21 protein-coding genes and 1 pseudogene are annotated in these 22,624 nt (G+C 67.1%); 11 read left to right on the top strand and 11 right to left on the bottom strand.

Translation table 11 applies throughout. From position 1 onward, the window contains the following. Window positions 1-3: 3 nt before the first annotated feature. From scnC to BST42_RS13715, 4 genes are all read left to right on the top strand, one after another. Window positions 4-720, top strand: coding sequence for a thiocyanate hydrolase subunit gamma (scnC, locus tag BST42_RS13730; RefSeq protein WP_083119333.1), 717 nt, complete (start codon window positions 4-6; stop codon window positions 718-720). Further along, the gene (locus tag BST42_RS13725) at window positions 717-1,052 is read left to right on the top strand and encodes a thiocyanate hydrolase (RefSeq protein ID WP_083119332.1); all 336 of its coding nucleotides are present in this window, start codon (window positions 717-719) and stop codon (window positions 1,050-1,052) included. Before scnC ends, BST42_RS13725 begins: the two co-directional genes overlap by 4 nt. 149 nt (window positions 1,053-1,201) lie before the next feature. Next, entirely contained in the window at window positions 1,202-2,035 is an 834-nt protein-coding gene (locus BST42_RS13720; RefSeq protein WP_237159410.1) for an acyl-CoA thioesterase domain-containing protein, read from the top strand. Between the two features lie 37 nt (window positions 2,036-2,072). After that, on the top strand, window positions 2,073-2,846 hold the full coding sequence (locus BST42_RS13715; protein WP_083119330.1) for an enoyl-CoA hydratase/isomerase family protein: 774 nt from the start codon (window positions 2,073-2,075) through the stop codon (window positions 2,844-2,846). A gap of 4 nt (window positions 2,847-2,850) precedes the next feature. Here the strand turns inward: BST42_RS13715 and BST42_RS13710 are convergent, their stop codons facing one another. Together BST42_RS13710 and BST42_RS13705 are read right to left on the bottom strand one after the other, a co-directional pair. After that, complete coding sequence (locus BST42_RS13710; protein ID WP_083119328.1) at window positions 2,851-3,639, bottom strand: transporter substrate-binding domain-containing protein; 789 nt, start codon at window positions 3,637-3,639, stop codon at window positions 2,851-2,853. Between the two features lie 4 nt (window positions 3,640-3,643). Then, on the bottom strand, window positions 3,644-5,497 hold the full coding sequence (locus BST42_RS13705; protein WP_083119326.1) for a fatty acyl-AMP ligase: 1,854 nt from the start codon (window positions 5,495-5,497) through the stop codon (window positions 3,644-3,646). 59 nt (window positions 5,498-5,556) lie between these two features. Here BST42_RS13705 and BST42_RS13700 point away from each other — a divergent pair, with 59 nt between their 5' ends. Next, entirely contained in the window at window positions 5,557-6,342 is a 786-nt protein-coding gene (locus BST42_RS13700) for an acyl-CoA thioesterase (RefSeq protein WP_237159409.1), read from the top strand. 170 nt (window positions 6,343-6,512) lie between these two features. Continuing rightward, entirely contained in the window at window positions 6,513-6,803 is a 291-nt protein-coding gene (locus BST42_RS13695) for a DUF4193 domain-containing protein (RefSeq protein WP_083119705.1), read from the top strand. Window positions 6,804-6,899: 96 nt separating this feature from the next. On the opposite strand, the pseudogene ripD reads toward BST42_RS13695, so the two are convergent. After that, window positions 6,900-7,385: pseudogene (ripD, locus tag BST42_RS13690) on the bottom strand (NlpC/P60 family peptidoglycan-binding protein RipD); the annotation flags it as partial. Window positions 7,386-7,618: 233 nt separating this feature from the next. Continuing rightward, window positions 7,619-8,398 (bottom strand): hypothetical protein, encoded by a 780-nt coding sequence (locus tag BST42_RS13685; RefSeq protein WP_083119322.1) that lies wholly within the window; start codon window positions 8,396-8,398, stop codon window positions 7,619-7,621. Window positions 8,399-8,482: 84 nt separating this feature from the next. Between BST42_RS13685 and BST42_RS13680 the strand changes: the two genes are divergently transcribed. Beyond that, on the top strand, window positions 8,483-9,310 hold the full coding sequence (locus tag BST42_RS13680) for a formate/nitrite transporter family protein (protein WP_083119320.1): 828 nt from the start codon (window positions 8,483-8,485) through the stop codon (window positions 9,308-9,310). 71 nt (window positions 9,311-9,381) lie between these two features. Here the strand turns inward: BST42_RS13680 and BST42_RS13675 are convergent, their stop codons facing one another. Further along, window positions 9,382-10,968: a PucR family transcriptional regulator gene (locus tag BST42_RS13675; RefSeq protein ID WP_083119318.1), complete on the bottom strand. Its 1,587-nt coding sequence runs from the start codon at window positions 10,966-10,968 to the stop codon at window positions 9,382-9,384. Window positions 10,969-11,049: 81 nt separating this feature from the next. On the opposite strand from BST42_RS13675, the gene BST42_RS13670 reads away from it, so the two are divergent. Both BST42_RS13670 and BST42_RS13665 read left to right on the top strand, forming a co-directional pair. After that, on the top strand, window positions 11,050-12,567 hold the full coding sequence (locus BST42_RS13670) for a CoA-acylating methylmalonate-semialdehyde dehydrogenase (RefSeq protein WP_083119316.1): 1,518 nt from the start codon (window positions 11,050-11,052) through the stop codon (window positions 12,565-12,567). A 26-nt stretch (window positions 12,568-12,593) separates the two neighbouring features. After that, entirely contained in the window at window positions 12,594-13,979 is a 1,386-nt protein-coding gene (locus BST42_RS13665; RefSeq protein ID WP_083119314.1) for an aspartate aminotransferase family protein, read from the top strand. Here the strand turns inward: BST42_RS13665 and BST42_RS13660 are convergent. The 3 genes from BST42_RS13660 to BST42_RS13650 form a co-directional block, all read right to left on the bottom strand. Next, window positions 13,976-14,323 carry a hypothetical protein gene (locus BST42_RS13660; protein WP_083119312.1) on the bottom strand — a complete coding sequence of 116 codons (348 nt, stop codon included), beginning with the start codon at window positions 14,321-14,323 and terminating at the stop codon, window positions 13,976-13,978. The two genes, BST42_RS13665 and BST42_RS13660, sit on opposite strands and share 4 nt — an antisense overlap. A gap of 54 nt (window positions 14,324-14,377) precedes the next feature. Then, entirely contained in the window at window positions 14,378-15,562 is a 1,185-nt protein-coding gene (locus BST42_RS13655; RefSeq protein WP_083119311.1) for an acyl-CoA dehydrogenase family protein, read from the bottom strand. 71 nt (window positions 15,563-15,633) lie between these two features. Next, window positions 15,634-16,182, bottom strand: a complete 549-nt coding sequence (locus BST42_RS13650) for a cysteine hydrolase family protein (RefSeq protein ID WP_083119309.1) — start codon at window positions 16,180-16,182, stop codon at window positions 15,634-15,636. A gap of 132 nt (window positions 16,183-16,314) precedes the next feature. On the opposite strand from BST42_RS13650, the gene BST42_RS13645 reads away from it, so the two are divergent. Beyond that, the gene (locus BST42_RS13645) at window positions 16,315-18,843 is read left to right on the top strand and encodes a glycogen/starch/alpha-glucan phosphorylase (RefSeq protein ID WP_083119700.1); all 2,529 of its coding nucleotides are present in this window, start codon (window positions 16,315-16,317) and stop codon (window positions 18,841-18,843) included. Here the strand turns inward: BST42_RS13645 and BST42_RS29895 are convergent. From BST42_RS29895 to qcrB, 3 genes are read right to left on the bottom strand one after another with little or no spacing between them, the layout of a single operon-like run. Further along, complete coding sequence (locus BST42_RS29895; RefSeq protein WP_207569496.1) at window positions 18,840-19,052, bottom strand: hypothetical protein; 213 nt, start codon at window positions 19,050-19,052, stop codon at window positions 18,840-18,842. The two genes, BST42_RS13645 and BST42_RS29895, sit on opposite strands and share 4 nt — an antisense overlap. Further along, window positions 19,037-19,771, bottom strand: a complete 735-nt coding sequence (locus BST42_RS13640) for a zinc-dependent alcohol dehydrogenase (RefSeq protein ID WP_207569495.1) — start codon at window positions 19,769-19,771, stop codon at window positions 19,037-19,039. Before BST42_RS13640 ends, BST42_RS29895 begins: the two co-directional genes overlap by 16 nt. Before the next feature lie 24 nt (window positions 19,772-19,795). After that, the gene (qcrB, locus tag BST42_RS13635) at window positions 19,796-21,421 is read right to left on the bottom strand and encodes a cytochrome bc1 complex cytochrome b subunit (protein WP_083119307.1); all 1,626 of its coding nucleotides are present in this window, start codon (window positions 21,419-21,421) and stop codon (window positions 19,796-19,798) included. 178 nt (window positions 21,422-21,599) lie between these two features. On the opposite strand from qcrB, the gene BST42_RS13630 reads away from it, so the two are divergent. Further along, window positions 21,600-22,607, top strand: a complete 1,008-nt coding sequence (locus BST42_RS13630; RefSeq protein ID WP_237159407.1) for a DUF3533 domain-containing protein — start codon at window positions 21,600-21,602, stop codon at window positions 22,605-22,607. Window positions 22,608-22,624 lie beyond the last annotated feature (17 nt).

Raw genomic sequence — 22,624 nt, 5'->3', positions numbered from 1 at the left:
GACATGACCGACCACGGCCACGATCACGACCATGACCACGACCGCACCGTCAAGCCGATGGTCGACGAGATCACCGACTTCGAGGTTCTCGAGATCGCGCTGCGCGAATTGTGCATCGAGAAGGGCATTTTCACCGCCGAGGAGCACCGCCGCTTCACCGAGTTCGCCGAGCAGATCGGCCCGACGCCGGCGGCCCGCCTGGTGGCCCGCGCCTGGCTGGATCCGGACTTCAAAGCCCTTGCCCTCGCCGAACCGATGACCGCCAGCAAGGAGGTCGGCGTCGACTGGCTCGAGCCGACCGGCTTCGGTACCCCCAGCGACTTCACCGCCTTCCAGATCCTCGAAGACACCCCGGCCGTGCACAACGTGATCGTGTGCGCGCTGTGCTCCTGCTACCCCCGGCCCATTCTCGGCAACTCCCCTGAGTGGTACCGCACACCGAACTACCGTCGGCGGCTGGTGCGCTGGCCCCGGCAGGTTCTCGCCGAGTTCGGCCTCTACCTGTCCGACGACATCGAAGTTCGCGTGCAGGATTCCAATCAGAAGCACCGCTTCATGGTCATGCCGATGCGACCCGAGGGCACCGACGGCTGGACCGAAGAGCAGCTGACCGAGATCATCACCCGCGACTGCCTGATCGGCGTCGCGCTGCCGAAGCCCGGTGTGACCACCAATGTCATCACCGACACTCGCCCCGCCATGCATCCGGTCGGCGAATGAAACCCGAGCCGTTACAACAGATCGTCGACCGCAATCAGGTCTGGCCGGTCATGGCGGCCAAATACGGGGTGGAGAATCCGGTGCCGCCGTGGAAAACCAGCCTCGACGGGCTCTGCGACGCACTCGATCACGCGGCGTGTGAGGCTGACGTCCCGACATTCAAGGAACGCCGCGACGAAGAAGACGACCTGTCGGCCACCGTGTACGCAGGCCTTCCCTACCCCGAGAGCCAGCTGATCTCACTGGCCCACTCGCTGTTGTCCCGGGGTGTCATCACCGAAGACGAACTGCAGCAACGTCTTTCCGCTGTCCGCGCCCGGCTGGAGGCCTGACACCGGGGAGCGTGTCCCCCGATCGGTGGATATCGCGGTCATCCGGCATTGCGGCCGATCGGTGGATATTTCGCGAGGCCCCGCCGGGTCATAGTTGCCTGGTGAGCCGTCAAGCAAGCGGCGGCTCCCCAACTCAAAGGATGGCAACGATGAACAGCGGCATGGTCTTGTCGAAACGCACGGCAGCGGCTTCGAGCGCAATCGGTATCCGCCCAGCGTATTTCGTTCAGCACGGGAACGGCATCTTCCGCCCCACCCCGTCTGCGGCGGCCTCCTGGAGCGAGGGTCTGATCAGCGGCCAGGCGATCGCCGGGCTCGCGGCATCGACGCTGGAACGCAAGTACGGCAGCGTCGGATATCTGCCCACCCGGCTGACGCTGGATCTGCTCAAACCTGCCCGTGCCGTCCCCACCCATACTCAGACGCGGCTGATCCGGCACGGAAACCGGATGCGCACCGCCGAATGCGACATCATCCAGGACGACTGGATCGTGGCACGCGCAACTCTGTTGCAATACCGGCTGACTCGCACACCGGACGCGGCGCAGGCACCGCCCGCCGGCGCGCCCCGTGACACCGAGAACGACGCCCTCTACGTCGACGGCGACGGGACCGGCTGGAGCCCGATGGGCGAACAGACCACGACCGGACGCAAACGCGCGTATTACGGCGGCCTGGACGCGGTGGCCGGTCTGCAGTCCACGCCCTTCGTCCGTGCGGCGGTGGTCGCCGAGGCGGCCGCGAACCTGGTGACCAACCTGGGCGCCGGCGAAATCGGCTACATCAACGGGGATCTGACGGTGGCACTGTCGCGACTGCCCCGCGGGGTGTTCATCGGCGTGCAAGCCGACACCCACTTCGCCGAGAACGGGGTGTCGGTGGGCAGCGCCACCCTGTTCGACGATGCGGGCGCCTTCGGCACCAGCATGGTGACCGCGGTCTCGAATCCCGCGGGCCGTATCGGCACCCGCCCGCGCGACTGAGCCCCGGGCCGCCTCGCCCGAAACTAGAGTGCAGCAAATGAGCCTCGTCACCTATCAACTGGAAGACCACGTCGCGACGATCACCCTCAACCGGCCCGAAGCGCGCAACGCCATCAACGGCCCGCTCCGCAAGGACCTCAATGCCGCATGGGATCGATTCCGTGACGAGGAGGACGCCTGGGTGGGAATTCTGACCGCCAACGGCGACGTCTTCTGCGCGGGTGGCGACCTCAAAGACGGCGAGGGTTCGGTGGGCACCTTCGGCGGGACGTTCTGGGAGAAGCCGACGATCAACTCGTTCGAGTCCGGCATGGAGTTGTTCAAACCCACGATCGCCGCCGTGCACGGGCCCTGTGTCGGATACGGAGTAACCGGAGTCCTGTTCTGCGACTTTGTGATTGCGTCAACCGAAGCCACGTTCAGCTTCCCGGAAGTGACCCTCGGCGTGCCGACCATCGTCGGCGCCATCCGGTTGCCGCACCGCGTCGGCTGGGCCAACGCCATGGAACTGCTGCTCACCGGCAAGCCCATCGGCGCCGAGCGGGCCAGGGAGATCGGGCTGGTGTGGAAGCTCGTCGAACCCCAGGATCTGCAGGCCGAGGCCCAGGCCTGGGCCAGAACCCTGACCGAAGCCGCGCCGTTGGCGCAACGAGCCACCAAAGAAGTGGCCTGGCGGACCGCCGACATGGGCTGGATCGAGTCGGTGCGCTTCGGCGAGGTGATGCGCAAGGTCGCCGGTGCCACCGAGGACGTCGGCGAAGGCCTGCAAGCGTGGCGGGAGCGGCGCAAACCGCAGTGGAAGGGCCGCTGACCGCCTAACTCGGCGGGTCGGGCGCCGGCGCGTGCAGCCACCGCTCATAGATGCCGGCGTAGGTGCCGTCGTGGAGCGCACCGGCCAGCCAGGCGTCGGTCGCAGCGGCGAGAGGGCTGTCTTTGGGCAGCAGATAGGCCTTGGCCTCGGAGGTGAACGGGTGCCCCGGGTGCTGGGCCACCAACTCGGGGTGCAGCGACGACTGGTAGATGGCTTCGATGGCGTCGGTGACCATGACGTCAGCGCCGCCGGCCGCGAGTTGATCGAAGATGGTGGTGTTGTCCGGCCAGACGACGAGCTGCGCCTCGGGCAGGTGCTTGCGGGCGAACTGTTCGTTGGTGCCACCGTTGTTCTCGATGACTCGTACGCCCGGCTTGTTGATCTGCTCGATGGTGGCGAGCCGCTCGGCATTGGCCGCCGGGACCAGCGCGGTCTTGCCGCCGGCCAGATAGGACCGGGTGACGTCGACGACGCGGCGACGCTCGGGAGTGTCGGTGATGCCGCCCATCGCGATATCGCATCGGCCCGGTGAGGTGACATCGGCGACGAGAGTCGACCAGGTGGTCGGCACGAACACCACCGTGCGTCCGAGATGCTCGGCCAAATCGGCGGCCATGTCGATGTCGACCCCGCTGTACTGACCTGTCGCCGGGTCCCGGTAGGTCAGCGGCCGGTAGTCGCCGGTGGTGCACACCTTCAAGGTCTCCGGGCCGCCGGCCCAGGCGAGCGACGGCGCGACGCACGCGGTAAGCGCCGCGGTGACGGCGAGTGCGCCAAAGGTCAACAGCCGCATACGCTTACCGTACTTCCATTGCGCCGGAGAGGTATTCGGCGCGGCAGGCACGGCGGGCCAATTTGCCGCTGGTGGTGCGCGGGATGGCGCCGGCGGGCAGCAGCCGCACATCGGCGGCCTCGACACCGTGACGTTCGAAGACCGCCGACCGGATGGCTGCGATCGCCGGTGCCGGGTCGCTACGACTGGTGCCGGCCGCCCGCTCGGCAATGATCACCAGCTGTTCGGTGGCGTCTTGTGTTGTCGCACCGGTCATCTGGTTCTTCGGGACGGAGAATGCCGCCACGTACCCGCGCCGCACAAGGGCTGAGGAATCCGCGGCGGTCTTCTCGATGTCATGCGGATACAACGTCCGGCCGCCGAGCACCACGATGTCGGCCAGGCGCCCGGCGACGTAGAGATCGCCCCCGCGATAGAAGCCGAGGTCGCCGGTGCGCAACCAGGCGCCGTCGGCGGGCACGCCGTCAGCGTGGCTGCCCTCGGACCGCCGGTGCGCGAGCCTGGCCCCGAACACGTGGCGGCTCTGCTCGGGTTGGCCCCAATAGCCGCGGCCGACATTGTTGCCGTGCAACCAGATTTCACCGATGCGGCCGTCGGGCAGCTCTGCGCCGGTCGCCGGTTCGACGATCGCCGCCCACAGGCTGCGAGCCACCTGGCCGCACGACACCTGGGTGACGGCGTCGGCATCCGCGCCTGCCTCTTGCGCAATTCCTTCGGCCAGCCGCTCGCGGTCCAGACGAAAAACGGTGGGCCGCGCGGCCGGAGCGATGGTCGCGACGAACAGAGTGGCCTCGGCGATGCCATAGGACGGCTTGAATGCCGTCGGCGGCAGGCCGTGCGGTGTGAACGCCTCGGAGAACGTGGTGATGGCGTCGACGCTCACCGGTTCGGAGCCGATGATCATCACCACGTTGCTCAGGTCGATGTCGTCACCGGCGTCGGGAAGGCCGCGCGCGGCGGTCCACTCGTATGCGAAGTTGGGTGCGGCGGTGATGACATGGCCGTCCCGGGACGCATCGGAAAGCGCCCGGATCCAGCGTTGCGGCCTGCGGATGAAGGCGGTCGGGGACAACAAAGTGGAGTGTCCGCCGTACACCGTCGGGAAGCCGATCATCGACAAGCCCATATCGTGGTAGAGCGGTAACCAGCTGACACCGTGGGTATTTCGGTCGAGCAGATCGATGGACAGGATCATCTGGATCAGGTTGGTGCCGACTGCCCGGTGGGTGATCTCCACGCCTGCCGGCGGCCGGGTCGAGCCCGACGTGTATTGCAGATGCGATACGTCGTCGACGTCGACAACGGTCTCGACGAAGTCGGTGGCCGAGGAATCGGGAATCTCGTCGATGATCAGCATCCGCGGCTGCCGAGCCGCGGACAGCTTGGCCAGAAACCCGCGCACACTGTCAGCGGCGGCTGCGGTGGTGAGCACCAGCACAGGCTGCGAGTCAGCCAGAGCGGTCTCGAGACGTTCAGCGTGACCGGGCAATTCGGGAGCGAAAAGCGGCACCGCGATGGTGCCCGCCTTGATCGCGGCGAAGAAACCGGCGATGTAGTCCAGGCCTTGCGGCGCCAGGACCGCCACCCGATCTCCTCGGTCAGCGCTGCGCTGTATGTGCGCCGCGATCGCGCGCAGGCGCACGCCGAGTTGAGTCCAGGTCAGTTCGAACACCACCGGTTCCGCTGAGCGGCTGTAATCGAGGTAGCGGTACGCGACCGTGTCGCCCACGTTGGCAATGTTGCGGTCGATCAATGAGATCAACGTCACGCCCGGCGGTAAGACGACGTTCCCGTCGGCGTCCAAGCAGTCTTCGATCCGAAGCAGACCCTGTGGTGCGTCGACGTGGCCGCGGTCCATGCCAGGAGTCTAGGACGCTATCGTGAGTGCGATTTTCGACGATGACACCTGAGGAGAGCATGCCGAGCTGGATCGCCGAGCTGGTCCAACTCGACCGGACCGAGCACACGTTTCGCGCCTCGGCGTCCTACGGCGCCGGTCCCCGGCTGTTCGGTGGGCTTATCGCGGCGCAGGCGCTGGCCGCCGCGGGCGCCACAGTCCAGCCCGGCCGGCTGCCACAGTCGCTGCACGCCTACTTCATCAAGGGCGGCCGGATCGGCGTCGACATCCACTTCACCGTCGAAATCACCCGGGACGGCCGCTCTTTCAACACCCGCCGTGTCACGGCAACGCAGGACGGTGTCGCGATCTTCGAGATGCTGGCGTCGTTCCACCAACCGGAGACGACCACCGACTGGCAGCTGCCGCAGGAACCACGGGTGCCACTGCCGGAGGCGACGATCCTCACCCGACTGCCGGTCGAGTGGGCCGATCACTTCGACATCCGGCTCGCAGCGGGGCCGCAGAGCCGCATCGAATGGCCCACCCAGCCGTTCTGGTTCCGCACCCGCGAACCGATCGAGGACGATCCCCTGCTGCAGGCCTGCGCGCTGACCTTCATCTCCGACCTGGGCATGGTGTCGTCGGCACGTCCGCCGGGGCCGGAATTCCCCGGTCCGGGTGGAGCCGCCAGCCTCGACCACGCGTTGTGGCTGCACCGGCCGACCGACCCCCACCGGTGGCATCTCTATGACGCGACCGCGGTGAGTCACAGCGACGCGCGGGGGTTGGCGCACGGCTCATTTCAGCGTGATGACGGTACCCTGATCGCCAGCGTCGTCCAGGAATCTCTCTGGCGAACCTGAGCCCAGCTTTCTGCGTATCTATGGCGTGCGAATCCGCAGGCCACAGCAAGGCAGGACCCAGCGCACACACAGCCGGAAACAACGGTGTTTAGCAGAGACCGGCTACGGGAACAAACTCGCATTCGACCGCGTTGACGCGACGTCGAATGCGGAAACGAAAGGCACGGATCATGACGGTCGATTACGACGCCCCCCGCCGCACCCAGGCCGAGCCTGAGGAAGAGTCGCTCGAAGACCTGGCGGGACGGCGCAAGGACACGGCCACGGCCGTAATAGATATCGATGAAGCAGAGGCGGCGGATTCCTTCGAGCTGCCCGGTGCAGACCTGTCAGACGAAGAGCTCACGGTACGGGTCGTCCCCAAGCAGGCTGACGAGTTCACCTGCAGCAGCTGCTTTCTGGTGCACCATCGCAGCCGGCTGGCGGACGCCACCAGCATGGTCTGCACCGACTGCGCCTAGCGGCCGGTCCGCGCGGTCCCACCTGGCGGTGGGCGTGCTCGTCGCCGCGCCGTCAATTGACGGCGGGTCAACGGCACGCCCCCGCGTTACTCAGGCGATGACGCGGACCAGGAAGGGCGCCATGTCTTTGGCACGCACCGCGGAGACCGCGACAACCGTGTCGGTGACCTCCAGCATCTGGTTGTTGCCGAGGAACATCGCGACACTCTGGGTGCCGTCCGGCCCGTAGAAAATCAGATCGCCGGGCAACGCCTGGTCAGGCGTGACGTGCTGGCCCACTTTGTACATGTCTCCCGAGGAGCGCGGCAGCTTGGCGCCGACCCCGGCGTAGATGTACTGAATCAGGCCCGAGGAGTCGAAGCCGACCACTGCTGCGCTCGGCCCTTTGCCCAGGGTGGGTCCGTTGATGTCGCCGCCGGCCCAGGCGTAGGGCACGCCCCGCTGGGCGAGTCCACGCTGGATCACCAAGTTGACGTACTGATCCCGGCCCACCGGAGCCGCGGTCGCCGTCGGGGCCAGTAGGCCGGGAATCGCGAACAGCATCACCAGGCTGATCGCCAGGGCGTACAAGCGCTTCTTCATCATGATCTCCACCTTCCGGGCGCCTCTGAGCAAAGCTCCGTCCTCTTCACAGAGGTCACTTCTGTCACTTTCTACCGCAATCAGCTGACAGCCGCTGACCACGCTTGTGGCCTGAACAGGGCTTTTAGCCGATCCGTGACGCAAAGGTGTCCAAAGCGGTGTGCATCCTTGCCCGATTGGTTGCGATCATCCCGCTGCCGTCAGCAACGAGCAGAGCTCGGCGCCTGGACTGCTCAGCGGCGCCGGTCGCGGACCCGATACGTCGACGGCCACGACTTGCGGGACTCGTCGCCGGTGAGCGTCATCCCCATCCCGCCGACTTTGACGTCGTAGGCTTCCTTGCCTGCGCCGACCTCGCGGTTGGCGTGCTCCTGCGCCAGGTAGTACAACTCGTCGATCGCGGCTTCGCTGTACGCGACGAAGGACGTCTCGCGCACGACGTCGTCGCTGAGAACCATGGTGTCGGGCAGGATGCGCGAGGCCACCGCGGCCAGACCCAGCAGCGCGAACGGGATCACCCAGTAGCACAGAACGCACAGCGGGTTCGCGGAGTCGCGGATCGTGGCGGCGTCGGAGACGATCGGCGGGATTGCCGAGGACACCGTCATCCCCGCGAAGGCCGCGATCCAGATCCAGGTCAGCAGCGACGTGATTTTCGTGAACGGCTCGCTGGTGACGATCTCGTCAGGGCGTCCGGCCGCGGCGAATCCCCGCACGAACGGCGTGCCGGACACCGCCCCGACCAGTGCGATGACGAAGATGCCCGCAGTGCTCAGCGGCAGGATCCACTGCTCCAAGAACGACTGTCTCGCCACGAAGGTCAGCACCGCCAGTACGAATATTGCTGCGACAGAACCGATTTCGAAGTTCAGTCGCGACACCTCGCGGGTGCGGCCCATCACCAGTCCGATGATCGCGACGGCGAGGGCGACCAGCACGGCCGTCGTGAACGGCGCGTTGCCGACCAGTACCCAATAGACGATCCACGGCGCGAAACCAACGAGAATGCCCACGGTGGCTCAGTGTATGGGGCGGGCGTTGAGCGACCGCTCAGCGGCGTCCGGTGTCGGGTGGGCCGCCGATGGGTACACCGAATCGTGAGTTCAACGAGCCAGCGCCAACTGGGCGAGTCCGACAGCCCGATCGAGGACGAACTCGAAGCCGCTTTCAATCGAATGGTCGACGAGGGCAGTCAGCGACTGCACCGTAGCTGGCGTGAGGTGCTGGTGACCGGATTCTTCGGCGGTACCGAAGTGGCGGTCGGTGTACTGGCCTACCTGTCCGTTCTGCACGAAACCCACAATCAACTGCTGGCCGGAGTCGCGTTCGCGATCGGCTTCCTGGCGCTGCTGCTCGGACGTAGCGAGTTGTTCACCGAGGGTTTCCTGGTCCCCGTCACGACAGTGGCCGCCAAGCGTGCGAGCGTGGGCCAGCTGGCCAAACTGTGGAGCGGCACCCTGGTGGCCAACCTGGCCGGCGGATGGGTGATCATGGCGCTGATCATCGCGGCCTTCCCCAAGCTCAGGGGCCAAACGATAGAATCTGCAACACATTTCGTCGGTGAACCGCTGTCGGTGCAGACGATGGCGTTGGCGGTGCTGGGCGGCATGGTGATCACGCTGATGACGCGTATGCAGCACGGCACCGATTCGGTACCCGGCAAGATCGCCGCCGCGGTGGCCGGTGCGTTCGTCCTGGCCGGGCTGCAGCTGTTCCACTCGATCCTGGACTCGCTGTTGATCTTTGGCGCCCTGTCGACCGGTGAGGCACCCTTCGGCTACCTCGACTGGCTGGGGTGGTTCTGGTACACGCTGGTCGGCAACATCGTCGGCGGTCTGGTGCTGGTGACACTGTTGCGACTCCTGCGGAGCAAGGAGCGGCTCAAGGACGAGCGTCGCGACGCCGAGGATCCCGCGAAGGCGTGATCTCGCCGAAAGTGCAAAAGCTGCACACGTTTCTCGAGTAGATGCGCGAACAAGTGCAGGCTCGGCGAGATTCACGCGTTCAGGATCAACATCGCCACCTGCAACGACGTTCTGGACTCGGCGTCATCCAGGTCGAGTCCGAGGATCCGCTGCAGCGCGTCCAACCGGGCGTACAGCGTGGGCCGCGACATGTGCAGCGTCCTGGCGAGCTCGGCTTTGTTGCCGCCCGCCGCCAGAAAGTGCCACAGCAGGTCGAACGCCTCGTCACCGTGCTTGGCCCGATGCGCCAGCAACCCGGCCAGCTCGGTCTCGGCGAATGTCTGCACACGAGGGTCAGTCCGAATGAGCGAAAGCAGACCGCGTAAGCGGACATCGGAAGCCCGATGAAACGGCTTGTCCTGCAAGGGCATCGACATCGCCACCTCGGCGACGTGCCCTGCTTCGCGCAGACCGCCCACCGCGTCGACCAGCCGGCTGTTCTCCGGCCCCACCCCGATGGCGCAGCCGCTCACCCCGTCCACGTGGGCCACCGCCCGCCGAGTGGCCGAACACACCTCGCTGAGCACGGTATCGAGCGAACCGGGGACCCGGCTGGTGCGCTGCGGCGCCAGCACCACATCGATCTGGCCGTCGTCACGGGTTGCGGCCAAACCGGTATGGCCGGCCGCGCGCACGGTGTGCATGATCGCGTCCAGGGTGCGGACCCGCCGTTGGGCGATCGCAACCTGGTCGGCCCCGGGACTTTCCCGCAGCCGTACCGCCATCGGCACATACGTCAGCGCCGGCCGCAGCCCCAGCGCGTGCGCACGGGCGGTGGCCTCGGCCTCGTCGGTGATACGGCCGCGGCGCAGGTCGTCCACGAGTCCGCTCTGCGCGCGCAACTCGAGCGAACTGCGGTTCTGCTCGACCATCCGGTTCAGGGCCAGTGCCTGCGCCGCACGCTCCAACGTCATCACCGACCGGCCGTCGGCCGTGGCCATCCGCGGCGCGATCAACCGGCCCCACTCCTCGCGGTGCGGGCCCACCGCACACGCGGTCCACGCGTCGCCGGCCGCCAACCGGGACCGCCGCTCCCAGTCGACCAGCAGTGCCGCCGCCGAGACGCCCCGGCCATCGAACGCCAGCACCTGACGGTTGAGGTCCTCCAACACCACGGGTGTGTCGAGCATCTGCGCCGCCGCGCTGACGATCTGGTCGATCGACGCGCGCCGCATGCTCAATGCGGTGAACTCTTCGTGCACCCGTTGGGCGTACTCGACCTCGGCGTATTGGCCGGCGACGATCCGGCGATGCACCTCCTCGGTGACATCGATGAAGCGCACGGGCCGGTGCAGCACGATCACCGGCAGCGACAGCGCCGATCCGATGGCCCGCACGGACTCCGGGAGCCGGTCGATGTGCAGTCCGAGTTCGATCACCACGCCCACCGCGCCGGCCTTCGCAAGGCCCGGCAGATAGGCGTCCCGGCGGGCCGGATCGGCCAATGCCTGGCCCGTGGTGAGCACCAACTCCCCGCCGGTCAGCAGGCCGGACAGGTCGGCGAGGTCGCTGACGTGCACCCAGCGCACCGGCTGGTCCAGCGGTCCGGTGCACACCACCTCCGGCTCGCCGCGGCGCACCGACGGCAGTTCGAGGATGTCGGCGAGAGTCACCTGCATTGACACAGTGTATGAGAAAACCGGACTTCTTTGACAGATCGTCGGCACCGGTGTCGGTGCTGCTGCACAAGGATCACAGGTATGACCCTCACAGCGCCCAACACCCGCGTCCGGACCATCGCCCACTGGGCCGACGGAAAGAACTTTGCAGGCAGCAGCGACCGGACCGCCGCGGTGACCAACCCGGCCACCGGCCAGGTCACCGGTCAGGTCGCGCTGGCCGACGTCGCCGACGCGCAGGCGGTCATCGCCGCCGCAGCCGCGGCGTTCCCGGGCTGGCGTGACACCTCGCTGGCCAAGCGCACGACGGTGCTCTTCGCTTTCCGCGAGTTGCTCAACGCCCGCAAGGAGGAACTGGCCGCGATCATCACCGCCGAGCACGGCAAGGTGCTCTCCGACGCCCTCGGCGAGGTCAGCCGCGGCCAGGAGGTCGTCGAATTCGCTTGCGGCATCTCGCATCTGCTCAAGGGTGGGATGACCGAGAACGCGTCGACCAACGTCGACGTCGCCTCGATTCGCCAGCCGCTGGGCCCGGTGGCCGTCATCAGCCCGTTCAACTTCCCCGCGATGGTGCCGATGTGGTTCTTCCCCATCGCGATCGCCGCCGGAAACACCGTGGTGCTCAAGCCTTCTGAGAAGGACCCGTCGGCCGCGCTGTGGATCGCCAACCTGTGGGCCGAGGCCGGGCTGCCAGCCGGGGTGTTCAACGTGCTGCAGGGCGACAAGGTCGCCGTCGACGAGTTGCTGACCAACAAGGCGATCAAGGCGGTCTCGTTCGTCGGCTCCACCCCGATCGCGCAGTACATCTACTCGACCGCGACCCTGCACGGCAAGCGAGTCCAGGCCCTCGGCGGAGCCAAGAACCACGCGGTGATCCTGCCCGACGCCGACCTGGACCTGGCCGCCGACGCGATGGTCAACGCTGGCTTCGGTTCGGCCGGAGAGCGCTGCATGGCGATCTCGGCGGCCGTCGCGGTCGGCCCGATCGCCGACGAGCTGGTCGCCAAGATCGCCGAGCGCACAACGACGTTGAAGATCGGTGACGGCACCCGCAACACCGACATGGGCCCGCTGGTGACGAAGGCCCACCGCGACAAGGTCGCCTCCTACATCGACGCCGGCGAAGCGGACGGCGCCACCATCGTCGTCGACGGCCGCGGCACCGCGGTCGACGGCGAAGCAGACGGCTTCTGGTTGGGCCCCACCCTGATCGACAACGTCACGCCCGAGATGAGCGTCTACACCGACGAGATCTTCGGACCGGTGCTCTCGGTGGTCCGCGTCGACACCTACGACGAGGCGCTGGAGCTGATCAACTCCAACCCGTACGGCAACGGCACCGCGATCTTCACCAACGACGGCGGCGCGGCGCGGCGGTTCCAGAACGAGGTCGAGGTCGGCATGGTCGGCATCAACGTGCCGATCCCGGTGCCGACCGCCTACTACAGCTTCGGCGGCTGGAAGAGCTCACTGTTCGGCGACACCCACGCCCACGGCACCGAAGGCGTGCACTTCTTCACCCGTGGCAAAGTGGTCACCACGCGGTGGCTCGATCCCTCCCACGGCGGCATCAACCTCGGCTTCCCGCAGAACCACTGAGACCACCGAGCTCGAAAGAGGAACGCATGACGACGACCGAATCCCACCTCCTGCCGGGCGGCCAGGACCTCGACACCGCCCGCGCCGAAGCCGCCCGGGCCTACGAACTTGACCGTGCGCACGTCTTCCACTCGTGGTCGGCGCAGGCTCAGATCAAGCCGATGACGATCGTCGCATCGGAGGGCTCCTACGTGTGGGACGGCGAGGGCAACAAGCTGCTCGACTTCTCGTCCCAGCTGGTGTTCACCAATATTGGTCACCAGCACCCCAAGGTCGTCGCCGCGATCGCCGAGCAGGCCGCGAAGCTGTGCACGATCGCGCCGCAGCACGCCAATGCCGCGCGCTCCGAGGCGGCCCGGCTGATCGCCGAACGCACGCCCGGTGACCTGAACCGGGTGTTCTTCACCAACGGCGGTGCCGACGCCGTCGAGCACGCCGTCCGGATGGCGCGGCTGCACACCGGGCGCTACAAGGTGCTCTCCCGCTACCGCTCGTACCACGGCGGCACCGACACCGCGGTCAACCTCACCGGTGACCCGCGGCGCTACCCCAACGACTACGCCAGCTCCGGCGTCGTGCACTTCAACGGACCGTTCCTGTACCGCTCGTCGTTCTTCGCCGAGAACGAGCAGCAGGAGTCCGAGCGGGCGCTGGACTACCTCGAGCGGCTGATCCAGCACGAGGGCGCGGACTCGATCGCCGCGATCATCCTGGAGTCGGTGCCGGGCACCGCGGGCATCATGGTGCCGCCGCCCGGGTACATGGCCGGCGTGCGGGAGATCTGCGATCGCCACGGCATCGTGTTCATCGCCGACGAGGTGATGGCGGGCTTCGGCCGCACCGGAAAGTGGTTCGCAATCCAGAACTTTGACGTCGTCCCCGACCTCATGACGTTCGCCAAGGGTGTGACGTCGGGGTATGTGCCGCTGGGTGGGGTGGCCATCAACGACGCGATCTACTCGACGTTCGCCGACCGCGCCTACCCGGGTGGGTTGACGTATTCGGGCCATCCGCTGGCCTGCGGTGCGGCGGTCGCGACGATCAACGCGATGGAAGACGAAGGCATGGTGGCCAACGCCGCCCGGCTCGGCGAGCAGGTGCTCGGCCCGGGCCTACGTGAACTGGCGGCCCGCCACCCGTCGGTCGGCGAGGTCCGCGGACTCGGCGTGTTCTGGGCGATCGAGCTGGTGGCCAACCAGCAGACCCGCGAACCGCTGGCGCCCTATGGCGGGTCGAGCCCGGCCATGAACGCGGTGCTGGCGGCGTGCAAGTCCGGCGGCCTGTTGCCGTTCGCGAACTTCAACCGGATCCACGCGGTGCCGGCCTGCAACATCAGCGACGCCGAGGTGGCCGAGGGGCTGGCCATCCTGGACAAGGCGCTCGACGTGGCCGACGGGTACGTGACGAGCTAGTAGGGAGTGGTGTGCTGGGTCAGGACGAACAGGAACAGGCCCAGACACATCAGCACGTTGATCGCGATCAGGATCGCGACGAACACGATGGCGCCGCGCACACAACGACGTTGTGCGCGGCCGACTTTGGACCGCCGCTGCTCGCTGCGTAGCGCAGTTGCGGTCAGCGCGAACGTCACGTCGACGAATTCGTCCTCGGTGGCCGCCTGTCCCATCGCGATCTGCTGTAAACGCTCGGGCGGGATCCCGACACCGACGCCTGCGAACGTGCGACTCAGCCGTTTGAGCTGGCGGGGACTACTCGTCTGATTGGTCGGCAGCCGCGGATCGGACCAGTCGGTCATAACCGTTGGACATTAGTGCGGCCGGACCGGCGCCGCGCGGGAAATGCCGGGGTGTCACAACCCCGGCTGATCCTCGATGATGCCGAGCCAGATCTGGGCCACGTCGATGGCCACCTTCTCGCTGATGAACGCGTGCTGGGTGCCGGTGTAAATGTCGCGGAACGCACGCTCGAGGCGGCTGCCCTCACGGATCGAGGTGGTGCCTGCCGCCAGGTGCGCCCACTCGGCGGCCTCGCGCGCGACGTCGGTGGCGTACACCGCGGCCACCCGCATGTCGGCACGCAGGCCGGGGGTCAGGTCGTCGCCGGCGCCGACTGCGGCTTCGGCGGTGCCGAACGCGTCCAGCACCAGCAGCCGTGCCGCCCGCCATGCCGCGACGTGGTGTGCCAGGCCCTTCTGGAACGTCGGCCTGCTGGCCAGTGACGCCATGTCGCTCATCCGGAACTTAGTGGCCGCCAACTCCTCGACGTCGTCGAGCATGCTCTTGGCGACGCCGAGCGCCCATGCCGCGTGGCCGGCCGCCGTCACCGGCATCAACCCCATCCGGGTGGCAGGCGAGCTGCCCCGGTGCGGGGAGCTGGAGAACAACGGGAAGGTGCGGGCCGCAGGCACGAATATGTCTTCGAGGCCGTAGTCGTAGGACCCGGTTCCCTTGAGGCCCTGGACATGCCAGCCGTCCTTGAACACGACCTGCTCGCGCGGGACGACGGCGACATGCATCTCGGGCAAGCCACCGGGTCCCATCACCGGCTGGCCGTCCACCATCGGGAAGAACCCGGCGCAGACGTACTCGGCATGCCCGGTGCCCGACCCGAAACTCCACGATCCGGTCACGCGGTAGCCGCCGTCGACGACGACGCCCTGACCGTTGGGGAAGAACTGACCGCCCATCGTGACGCGGTTGTCGTTCGCGGTGAAGACCTCGGCGAAACCCTCATCCGACAGATAGGCCGCGGCGGCGAACGACGACGGCAGGTTCGCGATTCCGATCCAACCGAACGAGCCGTCCTGCCAGGCCATCTCGATCCAGGTCTCGATCATCTCGGTGAACGACGGCTCCACGCCGCCCGCCGCGACGGGGTTGAACGACGACATCAATCCGCTCGCCCACATCTCGTCGACGATCGACGGGGCGATGGTGCGCAGCCGCTCGGACTCACCGGCCTGTGCCACCACCAGCTCGCGCATTCCGCGGGCCAGCTCGAGCGGCCGGGTCTGGGATTGAACCGTCGACGTCATCGTCTGTTCCGATCTCGCGCAGTGAACACTTTTGAAAGAATGTATAGCGTGGTTGCGCTCGGCGGGAGCGATTACCAGCCGATGTCACCGGCGAGTGTCGACTGCGCGGTTCGCCCCGGCGCGGCCTGATGTGACCAGTAGAGGTTGGTGTGGGCGATCACCTGCTCGGGCGGCGGCGCGCCCCACTCCGAGAGGTCCTCGGTGGTATGCGCATCGGCGACCAGGGTGACGTCATAGCCGCGCACGAAGCCGCCGTGGATTGTCGAGCGGATGCACTGGTCGGTCTGGGCGCCGGCCACGACCAGGTGTCCGATACCGAGGCCGGCGAGCGTGGCCTCCAGCGTGGTGCCCTCGAACGAGTCGCCGTAGTTCTTGCCGATCAGCGGCTCGGTGTCGGTCGGGGACAGTTCGGCGACGATCTGCCAGGCCTGGCTTCCCTCGGGCAACTCGGCGTCGGAGTGCTGGATCCAGACCACCGGGATGCCGGCACCGCGGGCGCGGTCGACCAGTCCGGCGATCCGCGCCACAATCGCGTCCCGATCGTGGGCCTGGGCGACGACACCGTTCTGCACATCGATGACGAGCAGCGCGGTGTTCGGCCGGTGCGCCAAGGTGCTCATGCTCGCGATCGTAGAACGCGCGGGCCAACAGTTCACGGGACCGACTCATGGACCTCGCCTCGCCGAAATACGGCAGTGCCAAACTGCGGTCCCGTACGAGATCGAGAAGTGGTCTGGGACCAGGAGAACGCAATGACCGATGTGGTGAGCAGTGCGCCCGGTGATATCGCCGACCGTGATGGCGGCGTGAGCCGCGCGCAGCCGCACGAACACAGCCGCACCGGGTTGTCGGCCGACGCGCTGCACCGCGCGATCGCCGATCACCTGGCCTACTCCATCGCCCGCCCGCCGAGCGTGCTGACCCCCGAGCACTACTACCGCGCGCTCGCCCTTGCGGTGCGCGACCGCATGCAACAGCGCTGGATGGCCACCACCCAGGATCTGCTGCACGGGCCTGCCAAAGTGACCTGCTATCTGTCCGCGGAATTCCTGATGGGCCCCCAGCTCGGCAACAACCTGCTCAATCTGGGCATCGAGCGCCAGGCCCGCGAGGCACTCGCCGCGCTCGGACAGGACCTCGACGCGATCCTGGAGTGCGAGGAGGAACCCGGGCTGGGCAACGGCGGCCTTGGCCGGCTCGCCGCCTGCTACCTCGACTCGATGGCCACGCTGCAGCGGCCATCGATCGGCTACGGAATCCGGTACGAGTTCGGCATTTTCGACCAGGAGATCCAGGACGGCTGGCAGGTCGAGAAGACCGACAACTGGCTGGTTGCCGGAAACCCCTGGGAGATCGACAAACCCGACGCCAGCTATCTGGTCAACTGGGGTGGTCACACCGAGCAGTACGAGGACGTCGCAGGCAATCACCGAGTGCGCTGGATTCCGCGGCGGGTGATCAAGGGCGTCTCCTATGACACCCCGATCCAGGGTTACGGGGTCAACACCTGCAACACGCTGACGTTGTGGAGCGCCCGATCGGTGTCCTCGTTCGCATTGGACGCGTTCAACACCGGCGACTTCTACAAGGCGGTCGAGGACGAGGTCCTCTCCGAGAAGATCTCAAAAGTCCTCTACCCCAACGACGAACCCGAAGCGGGCAAGCGGCTCCGGCTGCAGCAGCAGTACTTCTTCGTCAGCTCGTCGCTGCAGGACATCCTGCGCATCCACACCGAGCGGTCCCGGCTGCCGCTGAGCGCACTGCCCGACAAGTGGGCCATCCAGCTCAACGACACCCACCCGTCGATCGCGGTCGCCGAACTCATGCGGTTGCTGATCGACGAACACCACATGGGCTGGGACGAGGCCTGGGACATCACCGTCGCCACCTTCGCCTACACCAATCACACGTTGCTGCCCGAGGCCCTGGAGACGTGGCCGCTGGGCATTTTCGGCGAGTCACTCCCCCGGCATCTGGAGATCATCTACGAGATCAACAATCGGTTTCTCGAGGCCGTCCGCGACAAGTTCCCCGGCGACGCGGAGCGGGAGCGGCGGATGTCTCTGATCGGTGAGGACGGCGGCAAGAGCGTGCGGATGGCGCACCTGGCCACCGTCGGCAGCCACGCTGTCAACGGGGTGGCCGCACTGCACTCCGAGCTGTTGAAAGCCAGTGTGCTGAAAGACTTTTACGAGATGTGGCCGGAGCGGTTCGGCAACGTCACCAACGGAGTCACGCCGCGACGCTTCCTGGCGCTGTCCAATCCAGGGCTTCGGACCCTGCTCGACGAGACCGTCGGCGACGGCTGGCTGACCGACCTGGACCAGCTGCGCCGCCTTGAGCCCTACGCCGACGACCCGGCGTTCCGCGAACGCTGGCGGGATATGAAGCGCGCCAACAAGAGCCGGCTCGCCGAGTATGTGCATGCCTCGACCGGCATCGAGCTCGACCCGACCTGGATGTTCGACGTACAGGTCAAGCGCATCCACGAGTACAAGCGCCAGCACCTCAACGTGCTGCACATCATCACGTTGTACAACCGGCTCAAGCGCAATCCGGGATTCGCGATCGCCCCGCGGGCGTTCATCTTCGGCGGCAAGGCCGCACCCGGATATTTCATCGCCAAGCGGATGATCCGGTTGATCACCGCTGTCGGCGCCACCGTCAACAACGACCCCGACGTCAACCGGTTCATGCGGGTGGTGTTCCTGCCGAACTTCAACGTCAAGAACGCGCACCTGATCTACCCGGCGGCCAACCTGTCGGAGCAGATCTCCACCGCGGGCAAGGAAGCCTCGGGCACCGGCAACATGAAGTTCATGATCAACGGCGCGCTGACCATCGGGACCCTCGATGGCGCGAACGTCGAGATCCGCGAGGAGGCCGGGCCGGAGAACTTCTTCCTGTTCGGTCTCACCGTCGACGAGGTGGAGGAGCTCAAGGCCGAGGGCTACCGGCCGACCAGCTTCGTCGAGCGCGACCCGGAACTGGCCGAAGTGCTCGAGCTGATCGTCGACGGCACCTTCACCCACGGTGACACCGAGGTGCTGCGACCGCTGGTCGACAACCTGCTCCACCACGACCCGTTCCTGGTGCTGGCCGACTACCGCTCCTACATCGACTGCCAGGCCAAGGTCAGCGCCGCCTGGCAGGACTCCGACACGTGGTCGCGGATGTCGATCCTCAACGCGGCCCGCAGCGGCAAGTTCTCCTCAGATCGCGCGATCGCCGAATACTCCGACGAGATCTGGAACGTCGGCGCGATGCCGGTGACGCTCTAGGGTTCCAACACCACCTTGATCGCCCCGCTTCGCCGGTCGGACGCAACCCGGAACGCCTCCGCCGCGTCGGCCAACGGGAAGCGATGCGTGACGACGGTGGCCGCGATCTCCGGATCGGCGGCCAAAGCCGCTGCCGCGTCGATGAATTCGCGGGTATCGCGCCCGCGGTCGTAGCACATCGAGGCGGTGAGTGTCAGCTCCTTGAGCATCCACGGGATGCCGGGAACGCTCGGTTGCCGTGCGAGACACCGACTATCGCGATCCGGCCGCCCGGCACGGCCTGCCGCACACAGTCGGCCACCGCCTCGTCGGTGCCCACCGCCTCGACCACGACGTCGTACTCGCCCTCCGGGCGTCCCGCGCCGAGTCGCTCGCCCGCGTCGATCTGATGCGGGTGACGGGCCTGCAGGTCCACGTCGAGGCCCATGGCGCGAGCGGCGGCGACGGCCAGCAGCCCCACGCTGCCGCCACCGATCACCAGCACCCGATCGGTCGCCCCGGCGCCGACCTTGCGCAACGCATGCCAGGAGACCGCGAGCGGTTCCACCAGGCAGGCGTCGGAGACGGGCAGGCCGTCGGGCAGAGGGACGAGGCATTCGGCGGGCACTCGGACCCGATCGGCGAGCCCGCCGTCGAAAGCCACCCCGAGCAGCCCATGCGGCGCGCTGCCCCGGCACCGTTGCGGCGCACCGCCCTGGCACTGATCGCAGTGCCCGCAGCCCACGGTCGGTTCGACGCAGTACGACCGTCCGTGCACCGTTCCGGCGATCTCATGGCCGATTGTGACCGGCAGGCCGAACGACAGCATGCCGAGGTCGCTGCCGCAGATGCTGGCCGACCCGACCTCGAGGATCGGCCAGTCACCCGCCGGCTCGTCGACGGCGACGACGGTGACTGACCCCTGAATCGAGCGGACGGCGCGCATCATCGCTCGATTGTCCAGGAGGCGTCGTCACCGCCCGTTCGAGGACCCGTCGATGGCCTGACGTTCCATCAGCGCGGTGCGCGCGCGGAGTTCGGCGGCGTGCGCCGCCTCGGTGAGCGCGGCGTCCTCGTCGCCGGGGTCGGCGGTGAGGAAACTGCCGCGGCCGGGTGCGCCACCGGAGCCGAGCTTGTTCATCCGCTTGGGTACCGGGGCGCCCTGGTATTCCAGCGCGATCGGGTGGCCGTCGGCGTCGAGCGGACCCAGCGGCTGGTGCAGCTCCACGTAGGCACCGTGCGGGAGCCGCTTGAGGATGCCGGTCTCGACGCCGTGCTCGAGCACCTCTCGGTCGCTGCGCTGCAGCGCGATCGCCCAGCGGTAGGTGATGAAGAAGACCAGCGGCGGCAGCCCCACCATCGCGATGCGGCCGATCCAGGTCGTCGCGTTCAGCGAGATGTGGAACTTGTAGGCGATGATGTCGTTCATCGCGCTGTACGTCAGCACCATGTAGAAGGCGATCGCCATGGCGCCGATGCCCGTTCGCACCGGAGCGTCCCGCGGCCGCTGCAGCAGGTTGTGGTGCGCCCCGTCGCCGGTGAACCGCTTTTCGATCCACGGGTAGGCGATCAGCAGCAGGAAGATCACGCCCATCAGCACGGCGACCGCCACCGCTGCCGGGATCGTGTGGTGGCCGATGTAGATCTCCCACGCCGGCCACAGCCGGATCAGCCCGTCGGTCCACATCAGGTAGAAGTCGGGCTGGCTGCCCGCCGACACCTGCGCCGGCTTGTACGGGCCGAGCTGCCAGATGGGGTTGATCTGCAGCAGGCCGCCCATCAGGCCCAGGATGCCGACCGTCATTGCGAAGAACGCACCGGACTTGACCGCGAACACCGGCATGACGCGAACGCCGACGACGTTCTTCTCGGTGCGGCCGGGACCCGGAAACTGGGTGTGCTTCTGGAACCACACCAGCGCCAGGTGAACACCGATGAGCGCCAACATGATTCCGGGGAAGATCAGGATATGGATGGCGTAGAGCCGCGGAATCAGGACGTCGCCGGGGAAGTCGCCGCCGAACAGCGCCCAGTGCATCCAGGTGCCGATCACCGGGATCCCCAGCGTGATCGAGGACAGCGCGGCCCGGATTCCGGTGCCCGACAACAGATCGTCGGGCAGCGAGTAGCCGAAGAATCCTTCGAACATGGCCAGGATCAACAGCAGTGACCCGATCACCCAGTTGGCCTCGCGCGGGCGGCGGAAGGCGCCGGTGAAGAAGATCCGCGCGAGGTGCACCATGATCGCCGCGGCGAACAGCAGCGCCGCCCAGTGGTGTACCTGGCGGACGAACAGCCCGCCGCGCACCTCGAAGGTGATGTCGAGGGTCGAGGCGTACGCCTTCGACATCTCGATGCCGCGCAGCGGCTGGTACACACCGTTGTAGGTGACCTCCGTCATCGACGGATCGAAGAACAACGTCAGATACACCCCCGTGATCAGCAGGACGACGAAGCTGTACAGCGCGATCTCGCCCAGCAGGAACGACCAGTGGGTGGGAAAGACCTTGTTCAGCTGGCGCCGGACCGCGGCCGACGGGTGGTAGCGGGAGTCGATCGCATCGCCTTGGGATGCGGCGAGCGTGGCGGCTGATTTCATGGCGACCTCCGAAGCTGCGCCCGGGCTGAATCGAGCAGGCGTGAGTGGTTCGGAGCCGGGTGCGTCGCGGATGGCCGCGCACACTGGTGGTCATTCTTACGTCAGACTTCTCGCGCTGGCGGTTAGCCACAGCGACACCGAGGTAGGTTGATCTGCCATCGTCAGGACGAGGAGTGCTGTGGCCGCAGTGACCGAGGAATCGCCGGACGCTCCGCTGCGCGGATTTCGGCGCATCCCGCTGGAGATCCGCAAGGTCGCCACCGTGCTCGCGATCGCCATCGTGCTGGCGTCGAGTTTCGCGGCGGCCTACACCGTCGCGCTGGGCCGACCCTCCCCGCGCAACCTGCCCGTCGGCGTCATCGGGGCGACGGCGCAGACCGCACCGTTCGAGAAAGCGTTGCGCACCAACCCCAATGAGTTCGACGTCCACGAGTACGCCACCCGGGACGCGGCGGTCACCGCGATCAATCAGCAACGCATCACCGCGGCCATCGACGCCACGTCGAAGCCGCCGCAGCTGTTGTTGTCCAGCGCCAGCGATCCGTCTGGGACGCGCGCGCTGATCCAGCTGGACCAGACGCAACCGGGTCAGTTCATCCTGCCGATCGTCGACCTGCATCCGTTGCCGCCGTCCGATCCGGCGGGGCTGGCCACCTTCTATCTCGTCATCGCCGCCACGATCCTGGGCTTCATCACGATGTTCCAGCTGCGGGCCAACGTCAAAACGCTCACCTTGCGGCGCTGGCTGCTCAGCATGGCGGTGCTCGCCGTCGTCGGCGGGGCGGCGTTGGCCGTGGTCACCGGCCCGGTGCTGGGCGCGCTGAGCACACCGTTCCCCCAGCTGTGGTTGCTGATCTCGGTCCAGATCGCGATCGCCGCGTCATTCAACTCGACCATGCTGGTGTTGATCCACCGCTGGGCGATCATCCCGACCTGGCTGGTGTTCATCCTGCTGGGCAACACCTCGTCGGGCGGGGCGGTGTCGGCGTCGCTGTTGCCGCAGCCATTCGCGTTCTTCAACCATGCACTGCCCAGCGGCGCGACGGTGTCGGCGATCCACGCCGCGACGTACTTCCCGCACAACCAGCGGCCACTGCCGTTCATCGTGCTCGGTCTGTGGCTGGTGGCCAGCTTGTCCGCGCTGATCGTGGCGTCCCGGACACTTCGACGCTCGCCGGCGGAGTGAGGTTCTAGGCTGAGTGG

The sequence above is a fragment of the Mycolicibacterium rhodesiae genome (genome assembly GCF_002086695.1).
GTDB classification, from domain to species: domain Bacteria; phylum Actinomycetota; class Actinomycetes; order Mycobacteriales; family Mycobacteriaceae; genus Mycobacterium; species Mycobacterium rhodesiae.
This window is presented reverse-complemented; position numbering and strand designations above follow the sequence as displayed.